This is a genomic window from Marinobacterium sp. xm-g-59 (genome assembly GCF_013283315.1).
Taxonomy (GTDB): domain Bacteria; phylum Pseudomonadota; class Gammaproteobacteria; order Pseudomonadales; family Balneatricaceae; genus Marinobacterium_E.
On record NZ_WBYR01000002.1, the window covers coordinates 140,470 to 162,527 of the forward strand.

Sequence of the window (22,058 nt, forward strand, 5' to 3'; positions counted from 1 at the left end):
GTAAACACTATGTCTGAACTACTGAATGCAATCCACGCCATTGTAGGTGATAAAGGTCTCATCACCGACGAGCGTGTTGCTCAACGACCTAATGAGAGTTGGAGTAAAGGCAGCTGTCCGGCGAAAGCGGTGATTCGACCCGCGTCGACGGAAGAGGTCTCAAAAGTGCTCGCCCTGTGTCACGAGGCAAATCAGACCATCATTCCACAAGCCGGCATGACCGGCTTAGCGGACGCGACCAAAGCGACTGAAGGGGATTTTGTTCTAAGCCTTGAGCGCATGCGTTCCATTGAGCAGTTAGATACCCAAGGTGCCACTGTGCTCGTTCAAGCCGGTGTGGTTGTTGAGGATCTTCAAAATGCAGCAGCCGAGCACGACCTCCTTTTTGCAGTAGATTGGGGTGCTCGGGGTTCAGCACAGGTTGCAGGAATGCTTGCAGCCAACGCCGGTGGCAATAAGGTTATTCGCTACGGTATGGCACGTGATCAAGTTCTCGGTCTAGAGGTGGTGCTAGCCGATGGCACCGTCCTAACCAATCTTAAAGAGACACTGAAAGATAATACCGGATACGACCTAAAACAGCTGTTTGTCGGCTCAGAAGGAACTCTAGGTATTATCACACGCGCCGTTTTGAGACTTTGGCCTTCAGCGCCAGCACGTCAAACCGCACTGGTCGGCGTCGAGAGTTTTGATAACGCACTCTTACTGCTTAACACGCTGAAACAGAAACTCGAAGGTAAGCTCTCGGCATTTGAAGCGATGTGGAACAGTTTCTATAGCTTTATGGTTAACGAAACCGGTAATCATCAAAAGTTTATTGATGACTCCCTACCCTACTACATCCTAGTAGAGTCAGAGTGTGTCGATGACACTCGCGGAAAAGAGCAGTTCATTGAGGTGCTTGGCGAACTTCTAGAACAAGAGGTCATTGTCGATGCTGTGATTGCCGAAAGTCAGCAGCAGTCAGCGGCACTCTGGGCAGTTCGAGATGACATTGAGGCGATGGTTCAAGCCTTCAGTCCTCTGATTCCTTACGATATCAGCCTACCGTTGCGTCATATGGAAGCCTACACAAACGAAGTCAAAGAGGCACTGTCAGAACAGTTCCCTGAATCGACCTGCCTGACCTTTGGGCACCTTGGCGATGGCAACATTCACTTCTGTGTAGGTCCGGTCAGCGATAAAAAAGCGATCGACACGGTAGTCTATAAGATCCTAGAGAAATACAAAGGCTCTGTTTCGGCAGAACACGGCATTGGACTGAGTAAAAAGCCCTATATCCAGCTAAGCCGAAGTGAAGCTGAACTCGCCGTCATGCGCAGTATTAAAGCCGCTCTGGATCCTAAAGGGATTCTAAACCCTGGGAAGATTATTGGCTGATGAGCTCGATAGACTCTCTTCAGGAACCGATTCCACCAGGGGATTACGACTGCTGCGAAAGTGGTTGTGAACCCTGTGTTTGGGATGTCTACTATGCAGATAGAGCCGCATGGCAAAAGCAGCAGGCAGCACAAAAATCAGCAGAGACTAAGGAAGATCAATCAACTGAAGGCGATTGATCTTCTCTCCTTCTCGTTGCTCAAATGAGTACAGAAGGTTATTTAATTCAGGAATTAAGCCGACCTTTTCAATTTTATCACCATCGACCCTTTGCCAAGTTTCCAGAACCAAATCCTTCTCACCGCTCTTAACGACAGAGCTCTCACCTTGAACAAAAACAACCTCCGAAACCCCTTTCGACTTCACAAGAGGTATCTTCAGCGTTTCAATAGATTCACCGCAACTAGTCGCTGCTTGAAGCTGAAGGATGAAGGTCAAAGGATCCTGAAAACCCTGCGGAAGCTCCAACTGAGACGTCTTACCTTTTCTATTCACTTCAGCCGTTGCGCCATTGAACTGAATGGTCGTTTTACGCGCCCCAAGCCCTTGCTGTTCAAAGAGGTAATTAATCGGAACGATGCCTTGCTCATCAACAATAAAATGGCTCTCCTCCTCTAGCGAAGCCAGTAGAACAGAGACAGACTGAAGCAATGTGAACTGACCTGAATCTGATTGAGAGATCGCTCGAGCCCCTTTCGCCCGAATACCATCAATTTCAACACGATACTCAAGAGTCTCGCCGACTCTGGATGCAAAATAATTCTGCATACATTGAGTGTCTGCCGACGCCAAAGAGCTGAGGAACAAAAAAAGTAGAGGATAGATTTTCATAAAATTTATTCTAACCCACTTAACTGAGTAGAAAATGAATACGCATACCATTCTGGGCATTCACAGCTCCTTTCCATCCGTGGAATCGCTGCATACCGTCCGTCCTGGACATTCACAGCTCATTTCCATCCATGGAATCGCTGTATACCGTCCGTCCTGGACATAAAAAAGGGTAGCTTGAGCTACCCTTGTGTGAGACATCTTATTCATTACTCACGGATGATTGAGACATCCTCAGCCTGAAGACCTTTATCGCTGTCGTGCACATTAAAACGAACACGTTGGCCTTCGTTTAATGAACGGTGTCCACGGCCACGAATGTTACGGAAATGAACGAAAACATCATCTCCATTGGCACGAGTAATAAAACCGAAACCTTTAGAAACATTGAACCACTTAACAGTACCGACTTCACGACCATCATCGATGTCATCCTCTTCATCCGCACCGTTTACACGACGTGAAGATTGAGATGCTGATGCGGAGCCAGAGCTAGCCACAAGAGTACTGATGAAAACAGCCACAAACGAAACGGCAAGCACTGGTAAGTAGTGCGATTCCGCTTTAAAGAAGTGACCAGCAGCTGCGATAACACAGGCTGCAATTACGCTGATAATGATATTTTTAATCACTGATTAACCACCCATTGGAAATATTTCTTTGTATTTTTTGGAACAAACAAATTACTCTGTACGACATTAAAAAACCCGCACAGAAAGTGAGATATAACGTATTAGTTATATTTTTTCAACAACTTAGGGGTTTACGGCGGATAAATTAACCCAAAGAGTAAGAAGAACACGAAATTATGAGTGAATCGAACAGTCGTTTAGATGATCTGGAGAGTCGAATAGCGTTTCAAGAGGAAGCGATCGATCAACTGAGTGAAATCACCATTCGCCAAGCGAAAGAGCTGGATGAACTGCGACGCATGATTATGATTCTGAACGACCGTGTTAAGAACGCTGATAATAGTGGCTTTTCACCAGCGGCGGATGTGCCACCACCACACTATTAATCGACTCATTTAGCGGTTAACAAACTAACTGCCTAACTTGCGTCTCGCATAGATATCAAAACGCCCAGACTTACCCTCTAATGCATAGCTAGGCTTCGGTCCTTCAATAATAGGCGCCTTTCTTGGTCGCTTCACAACAACCCTTGCTGGGTCATGTTGCAAAGCGGCGTCTAGCAACTCTGCACTGTCCTGATCGGCACCCACAAGCGAGCGAAAGGCTAGCATCTCTTTTTTCACCTGAGCCGACTTATCCGTGTGAGGGAACATCGGATCGAGATAGATCACGTCGTACTGATTAGAGGTCGTTTGAAGGAACTCAACCGCTTGGAGGTGACTTAATGAGAGTCTGGCCAGAATCTCCTGCAACTCTGGATCGGATGAGAACTGAGCTCTGTGCAACCCATCTCTCAACAACGCATGAACTACTGGCACCCGCTCCACCATATCCACACGACAACCTAAGGTCGCCAGCACAAAACTATCACGACCCAGCCCAGCGGTCAGATCGGCTATGTAAGGGGTAAATGCAGAGGATACGCCACAAGCCTTAGCAATCTGTTGCCCTTTACCGCCACCAAAACGACGACGATGAGCCACCGCACCCGATTCAAAGTCTACTCGAATAGGACCGGGCGCTTTAGGGCCAAGCTGGACCAGCGACAGACCATCAAATCCCACCTGAAGTAGATAGTCGAACTCAGAACCTGATTGACCACTTTTTACCAAGGGAAGATTTAAGCCATTGCTAAGCTTTTCGGCTTCCGGAAGCAGTTCATGAGACTCAACGGAAAGACCAATCATCAGCGAGTCAAAGCCCAAACTGCGATCAAAGTAACACCTAGAATCAAACGATAGATTACAAAAGGACGCATGCCGATTTGATCAAGCAGCTTCAGAAACAGATGAATACACGCCCAAGCGCTGAGGGCCGCTACGAGTGCACCAACACCAATCATCTGCCAATGCGCGTCTGCGCCGATATCGATAAGCTCTTTACCCTTCAATAACCCTGCCCCCAGAATAACTGGGATTGAGAGCAAGAATGAGAAACGGGCGGCACTTTGACGATCAAATCCCAACATAAGCGCTGCTGTAATGGTGATACCCGATCGAGAGGTTCCAGGAATGAGAGCGATGGCCTGAGCTACACCAATCACAATAGCATCCTTAAAGCCGAGCTCTTTCATAATACGCGTCGCCTTATTGGTAGCGTCTGCCCAACCGAGTGCAAGGCCAAATAGAATGGTGGTGCCAGCAATAACCAAAATGGATCGACCATAGGTATCAATCCAGTCGCCCAACAGCAGGCCTGCTATGACAGCTGGGATCGTCGCAAATGCTACAAACCAACCAAGTTTCCCATCATCCGAGGTTCTACCAGCCAGAGTTAATGTTGACGCTGCCACAATCGACACCACTTCGCGCCGAAAATAGATGATGACAGCCGTCAGCGTGCCAACATGAACACCAACATCAAATGCTAATCCCTGATCACTCCAACCAAACAGCTGGGAGGGTAGAATCAAATGTGCAGAACTTGAGATCGGTAGGAATTCAGTTAACCCCTGTATCAGGGCCAATATCAGAGTATGTATCCAATCACTGAGCGTCACTGCTCACTCCTTTTTTTCCAAGTGCCCTCTCGAACATAAACGGGTAAAGCCTCTTCAGGCGGCACTTGATCACCCCTTTCTAGAGCTGACACTGCCATATTGAGCATACTCTCAGCCTGAGGGTACTGATCAGACAACACCCTACCCAAACCGTTTTGAACTAATGAATTCAACTGATCCAAGTAGTTAAGGCCTGGGCCAATTGCTACGCATTGAGAAACCTTTTCAGGCAGAACAACGGCTGAGGGTGCCGTCACCTGCTCCTCAGTCAAAGCAAAGATTGTGCCATTTTCCACCTTATAGACTGCCCAATAGACCTCATCCATTCGGGCATCCAAAGTCGATAGAATAAAGCCAGCCTCTGGGCATAATGCAAGCGCCTGATAAGCCAAGGTCTCAAGGGTCGATAGGGGGATCACAGGAGTATCAAAGGCGACGGCTAGCCCCTGTGTTGCTCCTGTTGCTATACGAATGCCGGCAAATGACCCTGGCCCGCGCCCAAAAGCGATCGCATCAAGCTCTTTTACCGATAGCTTGGCCTCTTCAAGAACACTTTCAACCATCGGCAACAGCAGTTGGGTATGCCCTCTGGGTACCACTTCAAACCGACAAATGCGCTGTTCGCCGTTTAGTAAGGCGACTGAACAGGCATCAGTTGAAGTATCTAGTGCTAGAACCTTCGTCATAATATTACTCTTAAATTAAATCTGAGCCCCAGGATGGCATGATCGATTGATCATAACCGAGCTGACTCAACACCCTTGCGACCACAAAATCGATCATATCTTCGACCGTGGTGGGTTTATGATAGAAACCTGGTGACGCCGGCAGTATGACCGCTCCCATGCGGGTCAACTTCAACATATTCTCAAGATGTATCTCAGAATAGGGAGCCTCTCGCGGCACCAAAATAAGTGATCGACGCTCTTTTAGGGCAACATCCGCAGCACGCTCAATCAGATTATTACTGGCCCCAGTCGCAATGGCTGACAGTGTTCCTGTTGAACAGGGACAGACCACCATCTGACTGGGAGCGCCTGAGCCTGAAGCGACAGGAGCAAACCACTGTTCTTTACCAAAGACTTTAATCTGCTCCGCTTTAGCACCCGTGAAATCAGTAAAAAACTGCTGCTGAGCATCAGGAGTCCCTGGCAAGCTGTGCTCTGTTTCAGCCGCGACAACAACTTGAGCCGCTTTGGAGACCATCACAAAGAGTTGAACGTTCTGCTGAACCAAGCAGTGCATCAAACGCAGTGCGTACTGAACCCCCGAAGCTCCGGTAATGGCTAGGGTTACTCTTGAGTCAAAATCTGCCACGGTTCACCTCAATGTGTCGTCGAAATAAGGAGTTGTTTAATTCGCTCGTGAATGCCTTCGAATCCACCGTTCGACATCACTACGATATGACTGTTGTGTTGTAGCTCTGATTCGAGAGACTCAAGCAGAAGATCAATGCTATTAAATACAGCCTGCCCGTCAAAGCCAGCAATCTGATTCTCTAAAGACCACCCCTGAGAATCCGGTTGATACCAAAAAACAGTATCAGCTTGCGCGGCGGATTCAGCTAACTGGCTCTTAAATACGCCTTGTTTCATGGTATTAGACCTTGGCTCGATGATGGCAATCAACTTCTCATCGTGCACTTTCGCTCTCATACCTTGCAAGGTCGTCGCAATAGCCGTCGGATGGTGAGCAAAATCATCATACAGAGAGACCCCTGAGAACTGACCTAACAGCTCCATGCGGCGCTTCACGCTTTTGAATTGGCTTAATGCCTCCGCACTCACTTCGGGGGTAATGCCAACGTGTCTTGCTGCCAACAGAGCATGCAGTGCATTGCGTTGATTGTGCTCACCGGTCAATTCCCAATCAACCCAGACAGGGGCCGTCTCTTTGACGCAAATTTGAAAACGCTGACCACCAGACTCTTGCTCACCGATTGCAGCACCAGAGTGACCAGGATTCATTGAAGTTGACTCTAACTCACTCCAACACCCCTGCTCTATCACCTGCTCGACTGCCGGAATATCCGAGGGGTAGATCACTCGCCCAGTAGCAGGCACCAAACGCATGAGGTGATGAAACTGCCTCTGAATCGCTGCAAGATCATCAAAGATATCTGCATGATCAAACTCTAAGTTATTAATCACCAGTGTTCTTGGGTTGTAGTGGACAAATTTAGATCGCTTATCAAAAAAAGCGGTATCGTACTCATCTGCCTCGATAACAAAAAAGTCGGTCTCTCCCAAACGAGCTGAGCAGTCAAAATCGAGCGGAACGCCACCAATCAAAAAACCAGGCTTCAACCCAGCGTACTCCAGAATCCATGCCAACATGGTCGCTGTGGTGGTTTTACCGTGAGTACCTGAAACAGCCAATACCCAACGATCCTTGAGCAAGTGATCATGTAACCACTGTGGTCCCGATGTGTGGTGAATCCCTCTCTCAAGCACCGCCTCAACACAAGGATTGCCGCGCGACATCGCGTTACCGACTATCACTAGATCGGGATTGGAGTCCAATTGAGTGGGATCGTAGCCTTGAATAATCTCAATGCCTAAGGTTTCAAGTTGCGTACTCATTGGCGGATAGACGTTCTGATCCGAACCGCTGACACGATAACCTAGCTCTTTGGCCAAAATCGCTAAAGAGCCCATAAAGGTGCCACAAATACCAAGAAAATGAAGATGCAAACCGGTGGTATCCCACAAAAAATTATAAAGATGGGCTTTAATTAACCGAAAAACCCATTTCGCACATGCAATAGCGTACCAACTTGCCTATAATTTTCATCATATTTCACACGACTAAGAGATTCTCTAATGCAGTTACTGAGCTCCTTCCTAAAGCACAACAAAACCGATGCAGACCTTGTAGAGGTGATCGAAGTCTTAATGATCGCCTGTAAAGAGGTTGCATTGCAGCTTCGCGAAGGCGCTCTGGCCGGCGTTTTGGGCACCAGCACTCTGACTAACGTACAGGGCGAGACCCAAAAGAAACTCGATATCGTTTCTAACGACATCATTAAAAAAGTCCTTCTGGATAATCGACTTGTTCGTGGCGTTGCCTCAGAAGAGGAAGAGGAGCCAGTTTGGGGATCTCGTGATGGTCGCTACCTTGTGACTTTTGACCCGCTGGATGGCTCATCAAACATCGACATCAACGTCTCGGTTGGCACGATCTTCTCAATCATCGAAGCCCCAAAACCTTGGGCGAAACAGGACACCAATGAGTTCCTCCAGCCAGGACGTAAGCAAGTGGCGGCAGGATACGTGCTTTATGGGCCTTCTGCAGTATTAGCCCTAACCACTGGTAGCGGCGTTAACATGTTCACGCTGGCTCATACCGGTGACTTTATCCTGACAGAGGAGTCGGTCAAAATTCCTGAAGAGACCAGCGAATTTTCGATCAACATGTCGAATAAGCGTCACTGGGAACCTCAGATGCAAGAGTACATCGACGATCTACTGCTTGGCGAAGAGGGTCCTCGCGAGAAGAACTACAACATGCGCTGGGTGGCCTCTATGGTGGCCGAAGTGCATCGCCTACTGACCCGTGGGGGCATCTTCACCTACCCATGGGACTCACGCGATCCGGGCAAACCGGGCAAATTACGCCTGATGTACGAAGGCAACCCAATGAGTTTCCTTATCGAGCAGGCTGGTGGCGTCGCTTCGACCTGTTACGAAGAGATTATGGATCTTAGCCCAGAGCACATTCACCAACGTGTATCCGTCGCGCTAGGTTCAAAACAGGAGGTAGAGATGTTGAAAGCCTACCACCGTAAGAAAAGTGAAAAATAGCGCTTAGTAGCATTTAGTTATATTACCAAGGTGCCTATAATGCGCCGCAGAAATTAATGAAACGTTCATAGGGAAACAACATGAGCTTTGAAAAAGTACCAGCGGGTAAAGACCTGCCAAACGACATCTACGTTATCATCGAGATCCCAGCTGAGAGCTCGCCTGTAAAATACGAGATCGATAAAGACTCTGACTCTATCTTTGTTGACCGCTTCATGGCTGCGCCAATGTTCTACCCAGCGAACTACGGCTACGTAAACAACACACTAGCTGACGATGGTGACCCTCTAGATGTACTTGTACTGACTCCACATCCAGTCATGACAGGTTCTGTTATTCGCTGTCGTCCAGTCGGCATTCTAAACATGACCGACGAAGCGGGTGAAGATGCGAAACTGGTTGCTGTTCCTCACGAGAAACTAAGCCAGGCTTACAACGACATCCATGACGTTGATGACCTGTCGCCACTTTTGAAAGATCAAATCTCTCACTTCTTCGAGAACTACAAGAAGCTTGAAAAAGGCAAGTGGGTTAAAGTTGAAGGTTGGTCTGACGCTGCTGCAGCTCGCGACGCGATCATCAAATCAGCTGAAGCTTACGAAGCAGCTAAGTAATTAGATAATTAAAAAGCCCGATCCGCTCTGCGGGTCGGGCTTTTTTGTATGTAACAGGTTAAACTTGTCGATTCAGTCAAGTTTAACCGCTCTGGAGCTAACATGAGCCGCCCCGATATTAACGAAATCAAGCAAGTTTACATTGAATCAGACTTGCTCTTTTCAAACTCTGAAGTCAACCAAGCGATCGACAAGATTGCTGATGAGATCACCGGCGAATATGCTGATCGCGATCCTGTCATCTTCACGATAATGAACGGCGGTCTTGTTATCTGCGGTCAGCTACTGACTCGCTTAGAGTTCCCTCTCGAAGCGGGCTACCTACATGCGACTCGCTACCGCAACACGACCTCTGGCCACGAACTAGAGTGGAAGGTTCCACCGATGATCGATTATCAGGGACGCGATGTGTTAGTGGTCGACGACATCCTAGATGAGGGACACACACTTCACGAAGTGATGAATCACCTCAAAGAGGGTGGAGCTAAAAGCGTGGCATCGGTCGTACTGATCGACAAAATACACGATCGCAAAGCCGTGCCTGGGATGAAAGCAGACTTCATCGGTCTAACCATACCGGATCGCTACATTTTTGGCTTTGGACTTGATTACAAAGGCTACTGGCGCAACGCACCCGGTATCTTTGCAGTCAAAGGTCTTTAGTAACCTACTGATTGATCTCATCAAACAGTAGGTTAAATGCCTCAGTCAATTTATGTTTGGCTGCCATGTGAACCAGTGGTTTAGCCAGCATATGACTCTCTTTCATTTTCACTGACGCAGGTAGCTTGGCGTTTAGCACCGGCAGATCTTGCTCCACGAGCGATTCAATGATCTGCCTAGGCAGCGACGCTCGTGGCTGAAACTGATTCACCACAATCCCTTCCAACACCAACTGCTCATTATGATCTTCACGCGTTTCGTTGATGTTATGCAGTAGGCTGTAAAGAGCTTGGCGTGCAAACTCATCACAATCAAAGGGGATCAAACAACGCTCAGCGGCACAAAGTGCGGAGAGCGAAAAGAAGTTAAACGCTGGCGGCGTATCGATGTAGATCGCATCGTAATGATCATCCAGAGCGTCACACAGATCTCTAAGCTTATAGATCTTATGCTTAGACTCTAACTTCGACTGCAAATCACCTAAATTCGGGTTACAGGGAATAATATCGAGATGATCGAATGGGGTCGCAAAACAGTAATCTTGTTCGGCCACTTTGTTCAGCTGAAAGCTCAATACCGATTCAAAGAAACTCTGTACATCGAGCTCTGGCGCATCGGAGTCATCACCCAACAGGTAGTGTGTTGAGTTACATTGCGGATCCAAATCGATCACTAGCGTTTTAAGTCCGCGAGCTGCACTGATAGCCGCCAAATTGACCGCGATACTCGACTTACCAACGCCACCTTTCTGGTTAAATATAACTCGACGCATAAATTACCCCTGGGAGAGAAGATCTCTCAAATCAATAATGGCTGCATTAGCACGGGAAATGTATGAAGCCATCACCAAAGAGTGGTTGGCTAACAATCCAAATTCAGTGCCGTTAAGAATAATGGGACTCCAGATGGTGCCCTGTGTGGCCTCTAGTTCACGAACAATCTGCTTCAACGAGGTGACCGCACTCTTCTTCTCAAGACTCTGTGCAAAATCCAACTCGATAGCACGTAAAATATGAATAAGAGCCCAGGCCGTTCCACGCGCTTCATAGAAGACGTCATCAATCTCACTCCAAGGTGTTTGTATCTCTAACTCTGAGGGCTGGGCCGTTGCTTGGGCGCCCCCCTGGCTGCCGGCGAGATCGGTATTAATACGGCGCTGCCCAACGCTAGCACTTAAGCGCTGTGAAATACTACCTAAACGAGTTGATACGTCGCCCAACCAATCTTGAAGGTTGTCGGCACGAGCATAGAACTGCGCCTGCGATTCATCCTGACTCGAGAGTTTACTTTGATAGGCTCTTAATGAAACCAACGCATCTCGATACTCACTCTCACTTGACGGTATCAACCAAGAGTTATTATCAAAGTGTAATTTGGGTTCCGCAGAGGCTAGATCCTTCTGTTCAGTCGACTGCGACTGAGAACGACTGAAGGTTTTGCGCATTGCTCGACTCAGGTCACGAATCTGCACAAGTACACCAAATTCCCAATTAGGCAGGTTATCCATAAGAACACCCGGCGGAAAACGATCATTGGAGAGGTAGCCACCTGGCTTGTTAAGAAGCGACTCTGTCAGTTCGATCAGTGTAGCGGTTGTGTAACTGCCGACCACCACCGTCTCATTTCGCTCGGCAGCGCCAGCTTCAGCCAACTGCTTCACATCAAATTGAGCTGGAGTCCAGCTCCAGAGAAAGCCCAATACAACCACCACCAGTGAGTAGGCTGCCAGAGGCGCCAGTAACAGATAAAAGCGCTTTACTCCGAACCTTTCCCGAAGACGATCTAGGAGATCCAACAGTGTTCTAAATAGACCTTTCATACACTACCTTTTGCGTAAATATGCATCACAAAAATACAAATGCTGCACTGCACTATGACCTGTACAGCCCCTTGGGTCAATCCATCGATAAGTTCCTTAAAACAACCTCGTTTTAATATCAAAAGCTATTTTGCACAAATAATAGACAATTAACGTGTAGATAGCGTTAAATTTGCCGAAATTCACACCATTTTCGCAACTTTCAGCTGGACAACCCCCTTTAGTCTCATGCAAACTTAACCTTACAGGGTTCTGTTAATAGATATCTGCCTATTCGATGCAATTAACAGCCATATCCCAACAATTTATCACTAAACTGCGCTACAGGAGCACATCATGGATATTCGTAAAGTTAAAAAACTGATCGAACTTCTCGAAGAGTCAAACATCAATGAAATCGAGATCAAAGAGGGCGAAGAGTCTGTTCGCATTAGCCGTGGTGGATCTATCGTTGCAGCTCCAGTAGCAGCACCTGCACCTGTCGTTGCCGCAGCAGCACCCGCTGCAGCTCCAGTAGCGGCACCTGCTGCAGCAGAAGCCGCACCTGCATCGCCAGCGGGCCATACCGTTAACTCACCAATGGTAGGTACTTTCTACCGCTCACCAGCGCCTAGTGCTCCAGCATTCATCGAAGTGGGCAAAACGGTTAAAGCGGGTGATGTCATCTGTATCGTTGAAGCGATGAAGATGATGAACCAGATCGAAGCAGACAAGAGCGGCGTGATTGAAGCCATCCTTGTTGAAGATGGTCAGCCGGTTGAATTTGATCAACCACTCGTTGTCATTGCCTAAACTCTAATCAACAGAGGAATACTCCATCATGTTGGATAAAGTTCTGATCGCAAACCGTGGCGAAATTGCGCTACGTATCATGCGAGCTTGTAAAGAGTTAGGCATTAAAACCGTCGCTGTTCATTCACAGGCTGATCGTGATTTGATGCACGTCCGTCTTGCTGATGAAGCGGTCTGTATCGGCCCAGCTCAATCTGCTCAAAGTTACCTAAACATCCCTTCCCTAATTGCAGCGGCAGAAGTCACTGATTCAGTGGCTATCCACCCTGGCTATGGCTTCCTCGCTGAAAACGCAGGCTTTGCTGAGCAGGTAGAGCAGTCAGGTTTTACATTCATCGGCCCTAAAGCTGAAACCATACGATTAATGGGTGACAAGGTGTCAGCCATTGAAGCGATGAAGAAAGCGGGTGTTCCAACCGTACCTGGTTCAGACGGACCACTGCCAGAGAACGACAACGATACGCTTTATAAAATTGCAAAACGTATTGGCTACCCTGTGATCATCAAAGCCGCTGCCGGTGGTGGTGGTCGTGGTATGCGTGTTGTTCATACTGAAGCTCACCTAGTCAACGCCGTGCAAGTGACCAAGTCTGAAGCAAAGGCGGCCTTTGGTGATGATACCGTCTACATGGAGAAGTTCCTTGAGAACCCACGCCACGTAGAGATCCAAGTATTAGCCGACGGGCAAGGGAATGCGATTCACCTTTACGATCGCGACTGTTCATTACAGCGCCGCCATCAGAAGGTAGTTGAGGAGGCACCAGCACCTCACCTAGACCCTGAATCACGCGCAAAAGTACTGCAGTCATGTGTCGATGCTTGTATTGAGATCGGCTATCGCGGTGCAGGCACCTTTGAATTTCTGTACGAAGATGGTGGTTTCTACTTCATCGAAATGAACACTCGTGTTCAGGTTGAACACCCTGTGACAGAGATGGTTACCGGTGTCGACATTGTAAAAGAGCAGCTGCGTATCGCTTCTGGTGAAAAACTATCGATCAAACAGGAAGATGTCGTGTTACGTGGCCACTCTTTCGAATGCCGTATCAACGCAGAGGATCCAAAAACCTTTATGCCATCACCGGGTAAAGTTAATGGTTTCCATGCGCCAGGCGGCAACGGCATCCGTGTTGATTCGCACCTCTATGCGGGCTACACAGTACCACCTCACTACGACTCATTGATCGCTAAGTTGATCACTTATGGTGAAGATCGCGAAGTGGCAATGCAGCGCATGCGCAATGCTCTGGATGAGATGGTCATTGATGGTATTCGTACCAACATTCCACTTCACCACGAAATCATGCGTGATACCCATTTCGAAGTGGGTGGTGTTAACATTCACTACTTAGAAAAGAAATTAGGCCTGTAAGTTAACTTACGTCCTAATCAAAGCCCGCACTGTTGCGGGCTTTGTTGTCTTTAAATTACGAGCTCAAAAGAATGCCTTGGCTACAGATAAAAGTTGTTACAAATCCTGATATTGCAGAGTTTTACGAAGATCTACTTCTTGAAGCGGGCTGTGCTGCCGTGACCTTTGAGGACGCAAAAGATCAACCTATTTTCGAACCTGAATTAGGGACTACTCCGCTCTGGGGCACAACCGTAATAACCGGTCTGTTTGCAGCAGAGCATGATTTAGAGTCGACACTTACCTTTCTAAACGAGCAAAAACTCTCCGTTAAGGGTGGCGATACAATACAGTTCAAGGCAGAAATTCTTGAGGACAAAGATTGGGAACGAGAGTGGATGACTCACTATCACCCGATGCAGTTCGGTAGCCATTTTTGGGTCTGCCCAAGCTGGATTGAAGTACCTGATGCGAATGCAGTCAATCTGATGCTCGATCCTGGACTAGCCTTTGGCACAGGTACCCACCCAACCACTGCACTCTGTCTAGAGTGGCTCGCCAGTGAGCCACTACAGAACAGATCGGTTATCGATTATGGCTGCGGTAGTGGTATTTTGGGCATTGCCGCCATTCTTTTGGGTGCAAGCGCAGTGTCAGGCGTCGATATTGATCCGCAAGCGTTAACCGCCACTCAAGACAATCTTGTCAGAAACGGTCTAGATAAAGAACGTTTACCGGTATTCTTCCCAGAGAGCTTTGAATCAGAACCGGTCGATTTAGTCATTGCCAACATACTCGCCGGACCACTGAAAGAGCTTGCTCCCACCCTGGCCGAATTGGTTAAATCAGGTGGTCAGTTAATTCTATCGGGGCTTCTGATAGAACAAGCGGATGAATTGATTGGCACCTACTCCGAGTGGTTTGATATGGAACCCCCATCAACCAAAGATGAGTGGGTTCGTTTAACGGGTCGCAAACGATAAGGTTGAGAAGGGATAGATGTTTGTAACAGAGTGTCCAGAGTGCCAAGCCAAGTTCAGAGTGACTGATGGTCAACTGCGCCTGGCTAATGGTCGCGTTCGCTGCGGCAACTGCCTCTCTATTTTTGATGCCGAAAATGGGCGTGCTGATCGAACACCCGCTACAGCAACTGAACAGCCTCAACAGACATCCACCGGAGCACAATTCGCTCAGCTAGATGCTGAGCCAATCGTACTTGAGCGATTTAATTCTCAACCCGAGTCGCCTTTCAAAACGGCATCAATGATTCTAATTCTTCTTTTATGCACAGTACTCGGCGCCTTACAGTATCTCTGGTTTGAGCGAGCTAGGCTAAATGCACACCCCAGCTTACGACCCTTCTATATTATTGCGTGCAGTCAGATAAATTGTGATTTAAGCGCTAAAGAGGGGCTGGCTCTACTGACGATTGAACAGACCCTAGTGAGGGAGCATCCTCGTTACTCGAATGCACTTGAAGTGACACTGAGAATCAACAACCAATCCACACTCTACCAACCCTATCCGGCGGTTGAACTCTCTCTGAAAGATCTACAAGGCAAATTGATCAGCCGCCGCACATTTGATCCAAATGAGTATTTAGAACTTGGCATCAACGCTGAGCGCTTAAGCCCAAAACTCCCCATTCAAATTCAACTGACCATAACCAAACCGGATGAAGCGATCGCCTCTTTTGAAGCGAACCTTTCTGAAGCCCGTTTCAACCAACGCTAGGGAACCTACGAATAAGTCCATGACATCTCAGGCTTACAGTCAAATTTGTCATCCAGGCGTGTTTTTGAAGGCCTAGCGGGCTAAGTCGAGAAAACAGAACGCAGAGGATGGATTTGACTGTAAGCCCCGTAGGGCGCGACCTGAAACATCCATCTACAGCGTTGGATCGCTGACTAAAGGCGATGGCCATTAGTTGCACAATCCGCCTTGTATCTGAATGTTTCAGATCACGCTGAGAAATTATGGACTTGTTCGCAGGTTCCCTAGTTAGCCTGTCAACCCCAAAATTGATCATTTTTTATTCAAAAACGTCTTGGACCCTCGGTCCGTGAAGAGTATTATATGCGCCCTTCATAACCAACGACGGCCATCCCAATACATTGGAGATGTCCCCTCGTTGTGGCAGGTTTTTGATGTTACAGATTGGTCCATACAGCCTTGACACTCAAGTTGCTCTAGCCCCAATGGCTGGTGTGACAGATCGCCCGTTTCGACAACTCTGTCGCGAACTGGGTGCAGGCCTTGTTGTGTCAGAGATGGTGACGTCAGATCCAAATCTGTGGCACACACGCAAGTCATCATTTCGCCTAAACCATCAAGGCGAAGCTGAGCCTCGCTCCGTACAGATTGCGGGTGGCGATCCGGAGATGATGGCATTAGCTGCTCAGTTAAATGCAGAGCGTGGCGCACAAATAATCGACATCAATATGGGCTGCCCGGCTAAAAAAGTCTGTAATAAAGCAGCTGGCTCAGCACTGCTGAAAGATGAACCTCTGGTCGAATCTATATTGGAAGCCGTGGTCAATGCAGTCGATATACCAGTGACCCTAAAAATTCGAACTGGATGGTCTCCAGACAATCGCAACGCACTCACCATCGCCAAAATGGCTGAACAAGCTGGTATAGCCGCGCTGACCATTCATGGAAGGACCCGGTCAGATAAGTACCTTGGTGACGCTGAGTATGACACCATTAAATCCGTTAAAGAGAACATCAGCCTCCCTGTCATTGCTAATGGCGATATCACCACCCCAGAAAAAGCGCGTTTTGTTTTGGATTACACCGGTGCTGATGCGGTCATGATCGGTCGCGCCGCTCAGGGCACTCCTTGGATTTTGCGAGAGATTGATCATTTTCTGCGTCATGGTGAAAAAATAGCGCCACCCACTCTCTCAGAAATACACTCTATTTTTACTCGCCACCTGAAAGCTCTGCACGAGTTTTATGGAGAGTTAATGGGCGTTCGTATCGCCCGAAAACACCTTAATTGGTATCTGCAATCAGTTAGCGATGTGACAGGCTTTAGAAAAGAATTTAATCAGTTGGAAACAGCTGACGAGCAGCTTAACGCCCTCGATCAATACTTTGATCGTGCCCAAGCTGCTTAATATTTAGGTAACCGTAGTAGTGAGTAGTAACGATACAATGCAACATCTCGATATCTCTGAAATAACAACAGAAACCCAGACACCAACACTGCGTGAGAGTGTTCAATCTTCACTTGAGACCTACTTCAAGACGTTAGATGGACAACCCGCCAGTGATGTTTATCAAATGGTGTTGACTGAAGTAGAAGCACCGCTGTTTGAAGCTGTCATGCGCTACACCAAAGATAACCAAACCCGTGCTTCAGAGCTTCTTGGCCTGAACCGCGGCACGCTTCGCAAAAAGTTGAAGCAGTACGATCTTCTTTAAATCTCTGAAAAATGGAAAGCCTCATGTCTAACGACTCATACACTCCTATTCGTCGCGCACTGATCAGCGTGTCAGATAAAACTGGCATCGTAGATTTTGCCCGTGAACTGACTGCTCAAGGCGTTGAAATCCTATCAACTGGCGGCACTTACAAACTGCTTTGTGATGAAGGCATCGCAGCCGTTGAAGTCTCAGACTACACGGGTTTTCCAGAGATGATGGCAGGCCGCGTTAAAACCCTTCACCCTAAAGTGCACGGCGGAATCTTGGGTCGTCGCGGTACTGATGATGCGGTAATGACTGAGCATGGCATCAACCCAATCGACATGGTGGTTGTCAACCTCTACCCCTTTGCAGAGACCGTCGCACGTCCAGATTGTGATCTTCCGATGGCAATTGAAAACATCGATATCGGTGGCCCAACCATGGTTCGATCTGCTGCCAAAAACCATAAAGATGTCGCAATTGTCGTTAACGCTTCTGACTACGATTCAATCATCGCTGACCTGAAAACCAATAAGGGTCTTAACTACAACACCCGTTTTGACCTGGCTGTTAAAGCGTTTGAACATACTGCTGCATACGACGGCATGATCGCAAACTACCTTGGCGCTCGTGTTGGCGTTGAAGAGCCAGAGACCTTCCCACGCACCTTCAACACACAGTTCGTTAAAGTTCAGGATATGCGCTACGGTGAAAACCCACACCAACGTGCAGCCTTCTACGTTGAAGAGAACGCAACTGAAGCCAGCGTTTCAACCGCTCGTCAACTTCAGGGTAAAGAGCTCTCGTTTAACAACGTAGCCGATACTGATGCGGCACTTGAGTGCGTTAAGCCTTTCAAAGAGCCTGCCTGTGTCATCGTTAAACATGCTAACCCTTGTGGTGTCGCCATTGGCGGCAACATTCTGGAAGCATACAACCGCGCTTTCCAGACAGATCCTACCTCAGCATTTGGTGGCATCATCGCATTCAACCGCGAACTTGATGCAGAAACAGCAAAAGCGATCGTTGATCGTCAATTTGTCGAGGTGATCATTGCTCCAAAAGTGAGCGCTCAGGCATCCGAAATCGTTGCCGCTAAACCCAATGTTCGTCTACTTGAGTGTGGTGAATTTGCGGCACAGCCTGGTGCAGCTTTCGATTACAAACGTGTCAACGGTGGCCTACTGGTGCAAGATTGTGATCTAGGCATGGTGAACGCATCTGAGCTTCAAATTGTCACTAAGCGTCAACCATCTGAACAGGAGATCCGCGATCTACTGTTCTGCTGGGAAGTGGCTAAATTCGTTAAATCGAATGCCATTGTCTACGCTCGTGATGGCCAGACTATCGGTATCGGTGCAGGCCAGATGAGTCGTGTCTACTCAGCTAAAATTGCGGGTATCAAAGCGGCGGATGAAGGCCTACAAGTTGCTGGTTCGGTGATGGCATCTGATGCTTTCTTCCCATTCCGTGATGGCATTGACTCTGCAGCAGAAGCGGGTATCAAAGCGGTTATCCAGCCAGGTGGATCGATGCGCGATCAGGAAGTGATCGCTGCAGCCGATGAGCACGGCATGGCGATGGTATTCACAGGCATGCGCCACTTCCGCCACTAAGCGTTAGAAGGATTGATTGATATGAATGTTCTAGTAATTGGCTCAGGTGGCCGTGAACACGCTCTAGCTTGGAGCGCTGCTAAAGATGCACGTGTAAATACTGTCTTTGTTGCTCCAGGTAATGCAGGTACAGCGATAGAAGCTGGTATTGAAAATGTTGCGATCGATGTCATGGACAAAGTTGCACTTGCCAACTTCGCTAAAGATAACGGCGTTGCTTTGACCATCGTAGGTCCAGAAGCACCGCTAGTCGATGGTGTAGTGGATTACTTCCAGTCAGAAGGTCTAGCAATTTTCGGCCCATCAGCAGGCGCTGCACAGCTTGAGGGCTCGAAAGCGTTTACTAAAGACTTCCTAGCACGCCAGCAAATCCCAACGGCAGAGTACCAAAACTTCACAGAGATCGAGCCAGCACTGGCATACCTTCGTGAGAAAGGCGCACCAATCGTTGTTAAAGCCGACGGTTTGGCAGCTGGCAAAGGTGTTATCGTTGCGATGACACATGAAGAGGCTGAAGACGCTGTCAAAGATATGCTTGCCGGAAATGCCTTTGGCGATGCCGGTAGCCGTGTTGTTATCGAAGAGTTCCTAGATGGCGAGGAAGCATCTTTTATTGTCATGGTCGATGGCGAAAACGTTCTGCCAATGGCCACTAGCCAAGACCACAAACGTGTTGGCAATGGCGATACAGGTCTAAACACTGGTGGCATGGGTGCCTACTCCCCTGCTCCAGTGGTCACTCCAGAGATCGACCAGCGCATCATGGACGAAGTGATCTACCCAACCGTTCGCGGTATGGCTGCAGAAGGTAACCGATACACTGGCTTCCTATATGCAGGCCTCATGATTGCTGCCGATGGCACACCTAAAGTGATTGAGTACAACTGCCGCTTTGGTGACCCAGAGACGCAACCGATCATGATGCGTCTTCAGTCGAGCATTGTTGAACTCTGCGAAGCAGCCCTTCGTGGCGAGCTAGACAAAACAACCGCTAAATGGGATCCACGCCCATCCATTGGTGTGGTTATGGCTGCAGGCGGCTACCCTGGTGACTACAACAAAGGGGATGTGATTTCACTTCCTGAGTCACTTCCAGCTGACAGCAAAATATTTCATGCTGGCACAGCCCTAAATGGTGATGATGTGGTGACAGCTGGCGGTCGTGTACTTTGTGTCACTGCACTTGGCGACACAGTAACTGACGCACAGGCTCGTGCTTACGAACTTTTAAAGCAAGTGAGCTGGAAAGATGCCTATTTCCGCACTGACATCGCTTACCGAGCGATCGCCCGCGAAAACGGTTGATTTTCTACTTAACCTATCAAAGACCCTTCGGGGTCTTTTTTATTGCCTAAAATCAGCATTGATGTCCGTCAACAGATCCAACCAAACTACTCGCACTTCAGTATTGATCAAGGCAAAATAATGATATTACCCTTTTATAAGAGACGACTATGCCTGAGTTTTTAGATGCCTACTCCAGCGGAGAGGTTGCCGTTCTTTTAGGTTTGATCACCGGATTGGTGTTTGGTGTCTTTGCTCAGCAGAGTCGGTTCTGTCTACGCGCGGCCTGCATTGAGTTCTGGCGCAACAAGCCTGGTCCTAAATTCGCCATTTGGCTCTTTACCTTCTCGACAGCGCTTATTTTGACGCAGTTATTGATGCTGAACGGCAATCTCGAGAAAAGCAGCATTCGGCAGCTGGTAACGACAGGCTCTATGTCTGGAGCCATTATTGGTGGATCCATGTTTGGTATTGGCATGGTCATGGCTAGAGGCTGCGCGAGCCGCCTTCTAGTTCTATCTGCGACCGGTAATCTACGAGCACTCATTGCAGGACTGGTGGTCACCGTTGTCTCTCAAGCTGCGCTAAGAGGTATTCTATCTCCCGCTAGAAATGAGATCTCATCTTGGTGGCTAATCGATGGATCATCACGTGATCTGTCACTTTGGCTCCCAGAATTTGGGGCATTAGGATTCGGTATTATTCTATTTGTCGCCGCTTTCTATTTGGCAAAAAGAACCTCACCCAGAATCTACTGGCAGTTTGGTGCCGTCATGGTCGGATTAAGTGTTGCTCTGGGCTGGGCACTAACCTCTTGGCATGCCAGCAACTCCTTTGACATTATCGCGGTGAAGAGCGTCAGTTTTACTGGACCATCAGCCGATACTTTAATGGCACTGATCAACGAGCCAGAGGTGCCTCTGTCGTTCGATATCGGCATTGTTGTCGGCGTATTTGCGGGCTCATTCTTGGCTTCTTGGATAACAAAAGAGTTCAAAATTCAAACCTTTACCGAAGAGACTGGCCTTTCACGCTATTTGGTTGGAGCCGGTCTTATGGGCTTTGGCGGCATGCTTGCGGGCGGGTGTGCAGTTGGTGCTGGTGTTACTGGTGGTGCAGTAATGGCCCTCACCGCTTGGGTTGCACTCTTCTTCATGTGGCTAAGTGCTGGCATCACTGACAGGGTACTCGACTACCGTCGCGAGACAGCCTAAATTAACAGCTCTAACTACTGAGCAAATTCTATGTCCTTTGAACTCTGGCTTGCCCTGTTAGGCGCAGCCATCATGATCTCGCTATCCCCTGGCGCAGGCTTTGCTACCGCTGTGAGTTTTGGGCTCTCAAATGGTTTACGAGGTGCAGCACCAGCTGTGTTTGGCCTTATTTGTGGCTATGGCACCCAGATGCTGGTGGTATCACTTGGCTTAGGGGCACTCATTGCAACCTCACCTATTCTATTCACAGTCATTAAATACATAGGCGCCGCCTACCTTATCTGGCTGGGCTTTCAGATTATCCGTTCGCAGGCTGAGCTCGAGCTTCATAACGCTGAGCCTCTTAAGAAGCGAGAGCGCTTTATTCGCGCCTATTTAGTTAATATCACCAACCCTAAGGGCATGGTGTTTCTACTAGCACTAGTGCCACAATTTCTGAATCCAGCAGAACCCCAGGCACCTCAGCTTTGGATTATTGGCCTGACACTAGTATTAGTTGATTGGATAGTGATGACTGGTTACTCGGGTATCGCAGCCCGTCTGCGCAGGTTTGTTCAAGATCCAAAAGGTAGAGCCTGGTTAAATCGGGCATCTGGGAGTGCACTGATACTGGCCGGTCTGGTATTGTCTACTGCAACACTTTAAT

The 22,058-nt window shown here is 48.3% G+C and carries 25 protein-coding genes; 16 read left to right on the top strand and 9 right to left on the bottom strand.

The window, feature by feature from the left end; genetic code table 11:
• The first annotated feature begins 9 nt into the window (after window positions 1–9).
• Entirely contained in the window at window positions 10–1,380 is a 1,371-nt protein-coding gene (locus XMG59_RS03145) for an FAD-binding oxidoreductase (protein WP_173480499.1), read from the top strand.
• The gene (locus XMG59_RS03150; RefSeq protein WP_173494693.1) at window positions 1,380–1,559 is read left to right on the top strand and encodes an oxidoreductase-like domain-containing protein; all 180 of its coding nucleotides are present in this window, start codon (window positions 1,380–1,382) and stop codon (window positions 1,557–1,559) included. The genes XMG59_RS03145 and XMG59_RS03150 overlap by 1 nt, the downstream gene beginning before the upstream one ends.
• Here XMG59_RS03150 and XMG59_RS03155 read toward each other — a convergent pair.
• Window positions 1,528–2,271 carry a DUF3108 domain-containing protein gene (locus tag XMG59_RS03155; RefSeq protein WP_371743721.1) on the bottom strand — a complete coding sequence of 248 codons (744 nt, stop codon included), beginning with the start codon at window positions 2,269–2,271 and terminating at the stop codon, window positions 1,528–1,530. The two genes, XMG59_RS03150 and XMG59_RS03155, sit on opposite strands and share 32 nt — an antisense overlap.
• 149 nt (window positions 2,272–2,420) lie before the next feature.
• Window positions 2,421–2,843, bottom strand: a complete 423-nt coding sequence (locus XMG59_RS12220; RefSeq protein WP_371731415.1) for a cold-shock protein — start codon at window positions 2,841–2,843, stop codon at window positions 2,421–2,423.
• 176 nt (window positions 2,844–3,019) lie between these two features.
• Between XMG59_RS12220 and XMG59_RS03165 the strand changes: the two genes are divergently transcribed.
• Window positions 3,020–3,229, top strand: coding sequence for a SlyX family protein (locus tag XMG59_RS03165; RefSeq protein WP_173480496.1), 210 nt, complete (start codon window positions 3,020–3,022; stop codon window positions 3,227–3,229).
• Window positions 3,230–3,253: 24 nt separating this feature from the next.
• Here the strand turns inward: XMG59_RS03165 and XMG59_RS03170 are convergent, their stop codons facing one another.
• The 5 genes from XMG59_RS03170 to mpl are packed head-to-tail and all read right to left on the bottom strand — an operon-like array spanning window position 3,254 to window position 7,535.
• Entirely contained in the window at window positions 3,254–4,030 is a 777-nt protein-coding gene (locus tag XMG59_RS03170) for a class I SAM-dependent methyltransferase (RefSeq protein ID WP_173480495.1), read from the bottom strand.
• On the bottom strand, window positions 4,030–4,842 hold the full coding sequence (locus XMG59_RS03175) for an undecaprenyl-diphosphate phosphatase (RefSeq protein ID WP_173480494.1): 813 nt from the start codon (window positions 4,840–4,842) through the stop codon (window positions 4,030–4,032). The genes XMG59_RS03170 and XMG59_RS03175 overlap by 1 nt, the downstream gene beginning before the upstream one ends.
• A complete protein-coding gene (gene tsaB, locus XMG59_RS03180; protein WP_173480493.1) occupies window positions 4,839–5,528 on the bottom strand; it encodes a tRNA (adenosine(37)-N6)-threonylcarbamoyltransferase complex dimerization subunit type 1 TsaB in 690 nt (229 codons plus the stop codon). The genes XMG59_RS03175 and tsaB overlap by 4 nt, the downstream gene beginning before the upstream one ends.
• A 10-nt stretch (window positions 5,529–5,538) precedes the next feature.
• Entirely contained in the window at window positions 5,539–6,159 is a 621-nt protein-coding gene (locus XMG59_RS03185) for a flavin prenyltransferase UbiX (RefSeq protein WP_173480492.1), read from the bottom strand.
• Window positions 6,160–6,167: 8 nt separating this feature from the next.
• Entirely contained in the window at window positions 6,168–7,535 is a 1,368-nt protein-coding gene (gene mpl, locus XMG59_RS03190) for a UDP-N-acetylmuramate:L-alanyl-gamma-D-glutamyl-meso-diaminopimelate ligase (RefSeq protein WP_173480491.1), read from the bottom strand.
• A 129-nt stretch (window positions 7,536–7,664) separates the two neighbouring features.
• Here mpl and XMG59_RS03195 point away from each other — a divergent pair, with 129 nt between their 5' ends.
• From XMG59_RS03195 to XMG59_RS03205, 3 genes are all read left to right on the top strand, one after another.
• Window positions 7,665–8,645, top strand: coding sequence for a class 1 fructose-bisphosphatase (locus XMG59_RS03195; RefSeq protein ID WP_173480490.1), 981 nt, complete (start codon window positions 7,665–7,667; stop codon window positions 8,643–8,645).
• A gap of 80 nt (window positions 8,646–8,725) precedes the next feature.
• Window positions 8,726–9,259, top strand: a complete 534-nt coding sequence (gene ppa, locus XMG59_RS03200; protein ID WP_173480489.1) for an inorganic diphosphatase — start codon at window positions 8,726–8,728, stop codon at window positions 9,257–9,259.
• Window positions 9,260–9,361: 102 nt separating this feature from the next.
• Window positions 9,362–9,922: a hypoxanthine-guanine phosphoribosyltransferase gene (locus tag XMG59_RS03205; RefSeq protein ID WP_173498195.1), complete on the top strand. Its 561-nt coding sequence runs from the start codon at window positions 9,362–9,364 to the stop codon at window positions 9,920–9,922.
• 4 nt (window positions 9,923–9,926) lie between these two features.
• Here XMG59_RS03205 and XMG59_RS03210 read toward each other — a convergent pair whose 3' ends face one another.
• Together XMG59_RS03210 and XMG59_RS03215 are read right to left on the bottom strand one after the other, a co-directional pair.
• Complete coding sequence (locus XMG59_RS03210) at window positions 9,927–10,694, bottom strand: ParA family protein (protein ID WP_173480487.1); 768 nt, start codon at window positions 10,692–10,694, stop codon at window positions 9,927–9,929.
• Window positions 10,695–10,697: 3 nt separating this feature from the next.
• Complete coding sequence (locus XMG59_RS03215; protein WP_173498196.1) at window positions 10,698–11,741, bottom strand: DUF2333 family protein; 1,044 nt, start codon at window positions 11,739–11,741, stop codon at window positions 10,698–10,700.
• 336 nt (window positions 11,742–12,077) lie between these two features.
• Here XMG59_RS03215 and accB point away from each other — a divergent pair, with 336 nt between their 5' ends.
• The 10 genes from accB (at window position 12,078) to XMG59_RS03265 (ending at window position 22,057) form a co-directional block, all read left to right on the top strand.
• Window positions 12,078–12,533, top strand: a complete 456-nt coding sequence (accB, locus tag XMG59_RS03220) for an acetyl-CoA carboxylase biotin carboxyl carrier protein (RefSeq protein WP_173498197.1) — start codon at window positions 12,078–12,080, stop codon at window positions 12,531–12,533.
• Between the two features lie 28 nt (window positions 12,534–12,561).
• A complete protein-coding gene (gene accC / locus XMG59_RS03225) occupies window positions 12,562–13,905 on the top strand; it encodes an acetyl-CoA carboxylase biotin carboxylase subunit (RefSeq protein WP_173480484.1) in 1,344 nt (447 codons plus the stop codon).
• A 71-nt stretch (window positions 13,906–13,976) separates the two neighbouring features.
• On the top strand, window positions 13,977–14,867 hold the full coding sequence (gene prmA / locus XMG59_RS03230) for a 50S ribosomal protein L11 methyltransferase (RefSeq protein ID WP_173498198.1): 891 nt from the start codon (window positions 13,977–13,979) through the stop codon (window positions 14,865–14,867).
• 16 nt (window positions 14,868–14,883) lie between these two features.
• Window positions 14,884–15,618: a DUF3426 domain-containing protein gene (locus tag XMG59_RS03235; RefSeq protein ID WP_173498199.1), complete on the top strand. Its 735-nt coding sequence runs from the start codon at window positions 14,884–14,886 to the stop codon at window positions 15,616–15,618.
• Between the two features lie 413 nt (window positions 15,619–16,031).
• Window positions 16,032–17,006, top strand: coding sequence for a tRNA dihydrouridine synthase DusB (dusB, locus tag XMG59_RS03240; RefSeq protein WP_173498200.1), 975 nt, complete (start codon window positions 16,032–16,034; stop codon window positions 17,004–17,006).
• 37 nt (window positions 17,007–17,043) lie between these two features.
• The gene (gene fis / locus XMG59_RS03245; protein ID WP_173480755.1) at window positions 17,044–17,313 is read left to right on the top strand and encodes a DNA-binding transcriptional regulator Fis; all 270 of its coding nucleotides are present in this window, start codon (window positions 17,044–17,046) and stop codon (window positions 17,311–17,313) included.
• Window positions 17,314–17,336: 23 nt separating this feature from the next.
• Complete coding sequence (gene purH / locus XMG59_RS03250) at window positions 17,337–18,914, top strand: bifunctional phosphoribosylaminoimidazolecarboxamide formyltransferase/IMP cyclohydrolase (RefSeq protein WP_173498201.1); 1,578 nt, start codon at window positions 17,337–17,339, stop codon at window positions 18,912–18,914.
• A gap of 21 nt (window positions 18,915–18,935) precedes the next feature.
• Window positions 18,936–20,219: a phosphoribosylamine--glycine ligase gene (gene purD / locus XMG59_RS03255; protein WP_173498202.1), complete on the top strand. Its 1,284-nt coding sequence runs from the start codon at window positions 18,936–18,938 to the stop codon at window positions 20,217–20,219.
• Between the two features lie 149 nt (window positions 20,220–20,368).
• Window positions 20,369–21,412 (top strand): YeeE/YedE family protein, encoded by a 1,044-nt coding sequence (locus tag XMG59_RS03260; RefSeq protein ID WP_173483336.1) that lies wholly within the window; start codon window positions 20,369–20,371, stop codon window positions 21,410–21,412.
• Between the two features lie 30 nt (window positions 21,413–21,442).
• Window positions 21,443–22,057, top strand: a complete 615-nt coding sequence (locus XMG59_RS03265) for a LysE family transporter (RefSeq protein ID WP_173498203.1) — start codon at window positions 21,443–21,445, stop codon at window positions 22,055–22,057.
• The last annotated feature ends 1 nt before the right edge of the window (window position 22,058 follow it).

Bases quoted from the DNA above. Each gene is read 5' to 3' on its own strand.
- accC (WP_173480484.1), top strand. From the start codon at position 12,562: ATGTTGGATAAAGTTCTGATCGCAAACCGTGGCGAAATTGCGCTACGT.
- XMG59_RS03150 (WP_173494693.1), top strand. From the start codon at position 1,380: ATGAGCTCGATAGACTCTCTTCAGGAACCGATTCCACCAGGGGATTAC.
- XMG59_RS03165 (WP_173480496.1), top strand. From the start codon at position 3,020: ATGAGTGAATCGAACAGTCGTTTAGATGATCTGGAGAGTCGAATAGCG.
- XMG59_RS03235 (WP_173498199.1), top strand. From the start codon at position 14,884: ATGTTTGTAACAGAGTGTCCAGAGTGCCAAGCCAAGTTCAGAGTGACT.
- purD (WP_173498202.1), top strand. From the start codon at position 18,936: ATGAATGTTCTAGTAATTGGCTCAGGTGGCCGTGAACACGCTCTAGCT.
- XMG59_RS03155 (WP_371743721.1), bottom strand. From the start codon at position 2,271: ATGCCCAGAATGGTATGCGTATTCATTTTCTACTCAGTTAAGTGGGTT.
- XMG59_RS03145 (WP_173480499.1), top strand. From the start codon at position 10: ATGTCTGAACTACTGAATGCAATCCACGCCATTGTAGGTGATAAAGGT.
- XMG59_RS03265 (WP_173498203.1), top strand. From the start codon at position 21,443: ATGTCCTTTGAACTCTGGCTTGCCCTGTTAGGCGCAGCCATCATGATC.
- accB (WP_173498197.1), top strand. From the start codon at position 12,078: ATGGATATTCGTAAAGTTAAAAAACTGATCGAACTTCTCGAAGAGTCA.
- XMG59_RS03260 (WP_173483336.1), top strand. From the start codon at position 20,369: ATGCCTGAGTTTTTAGATGCCTACTCCAGCGGAGAGGTTGCCGTTCTT.
- XMG59_RS03170 (WP_173480495.1), bottom strand. From the start codon at position 4,030: ATGATTGGTCTTTCCGTTGAGTCTCATGAACTGCTTCCGGAAGCCGAA.
- XMG59_RS03195 (WP_173480490.1), top strand. From the start codon at position 7,665: ATGCAGTTACTGAGCTCCTTCCTAAAGCACAACAAAACCGATGCAGAC.
- XMG59_RS03205 (WP_173498195.1), top strand. From the start codon at position 9,362: ATGAGCCGCCCCGATATTAACGAAATCAAGCAAGTTTACATTGAATCA.
- tsaB (WP_173480493.1), bottom strand. From the start codon at position 5,528: ATGACGAAGGTTCTAGCACTAGATACTTCAACTGATGCCTGTTCAGTC.
- ppa (WP_173480489.1), top strand. From the start codon at position 8,726: ATGAGCTTTGAAAAAGTACCAGCGGGTAAAGACCTGCCAAACGACATC.
- purH (WP_173498201.1), top strand. From the start codon at position 17,337: ATGTCTAACGACTCATACACTCCTATTCGTCGCGCACTGATCAGCGTG.
- prmA (WP_173498198.1), top strand. From the start codon at position 13,977: ATGCCTTGGCTACAGATAAAAGTTGTTACAAATCCTGATATTGCAGAG.
- dusB (WP_173498200.1), top strand. From the start codon at position 16,032: ATGTTACAGATTGGTCCATACAGCCTTGACACTCAAGTTGCTCTAGCC.
- fis (WP_173480755.1), top strand. From the start codon at position 17,044: ATGCAACATCTCGATATCTCTGAAATAACAACAGAAACCCAGACACCA.
- XMG59_RS03210 (WP_173480487.1), bottom strand. From the start codon at position 10,694: ATGCGTCGAGTTATATTTAACCAGAAAGGTGGCGTTGGTAAGTCGAGT.
- XMG59_RS03215 (WP_173498196.1), bottom strand. From the start codon at position 11,741: ATGAAAGGTCTATTTAGAACACTGTTGGATCTCCTAGATCGTCTTCGG.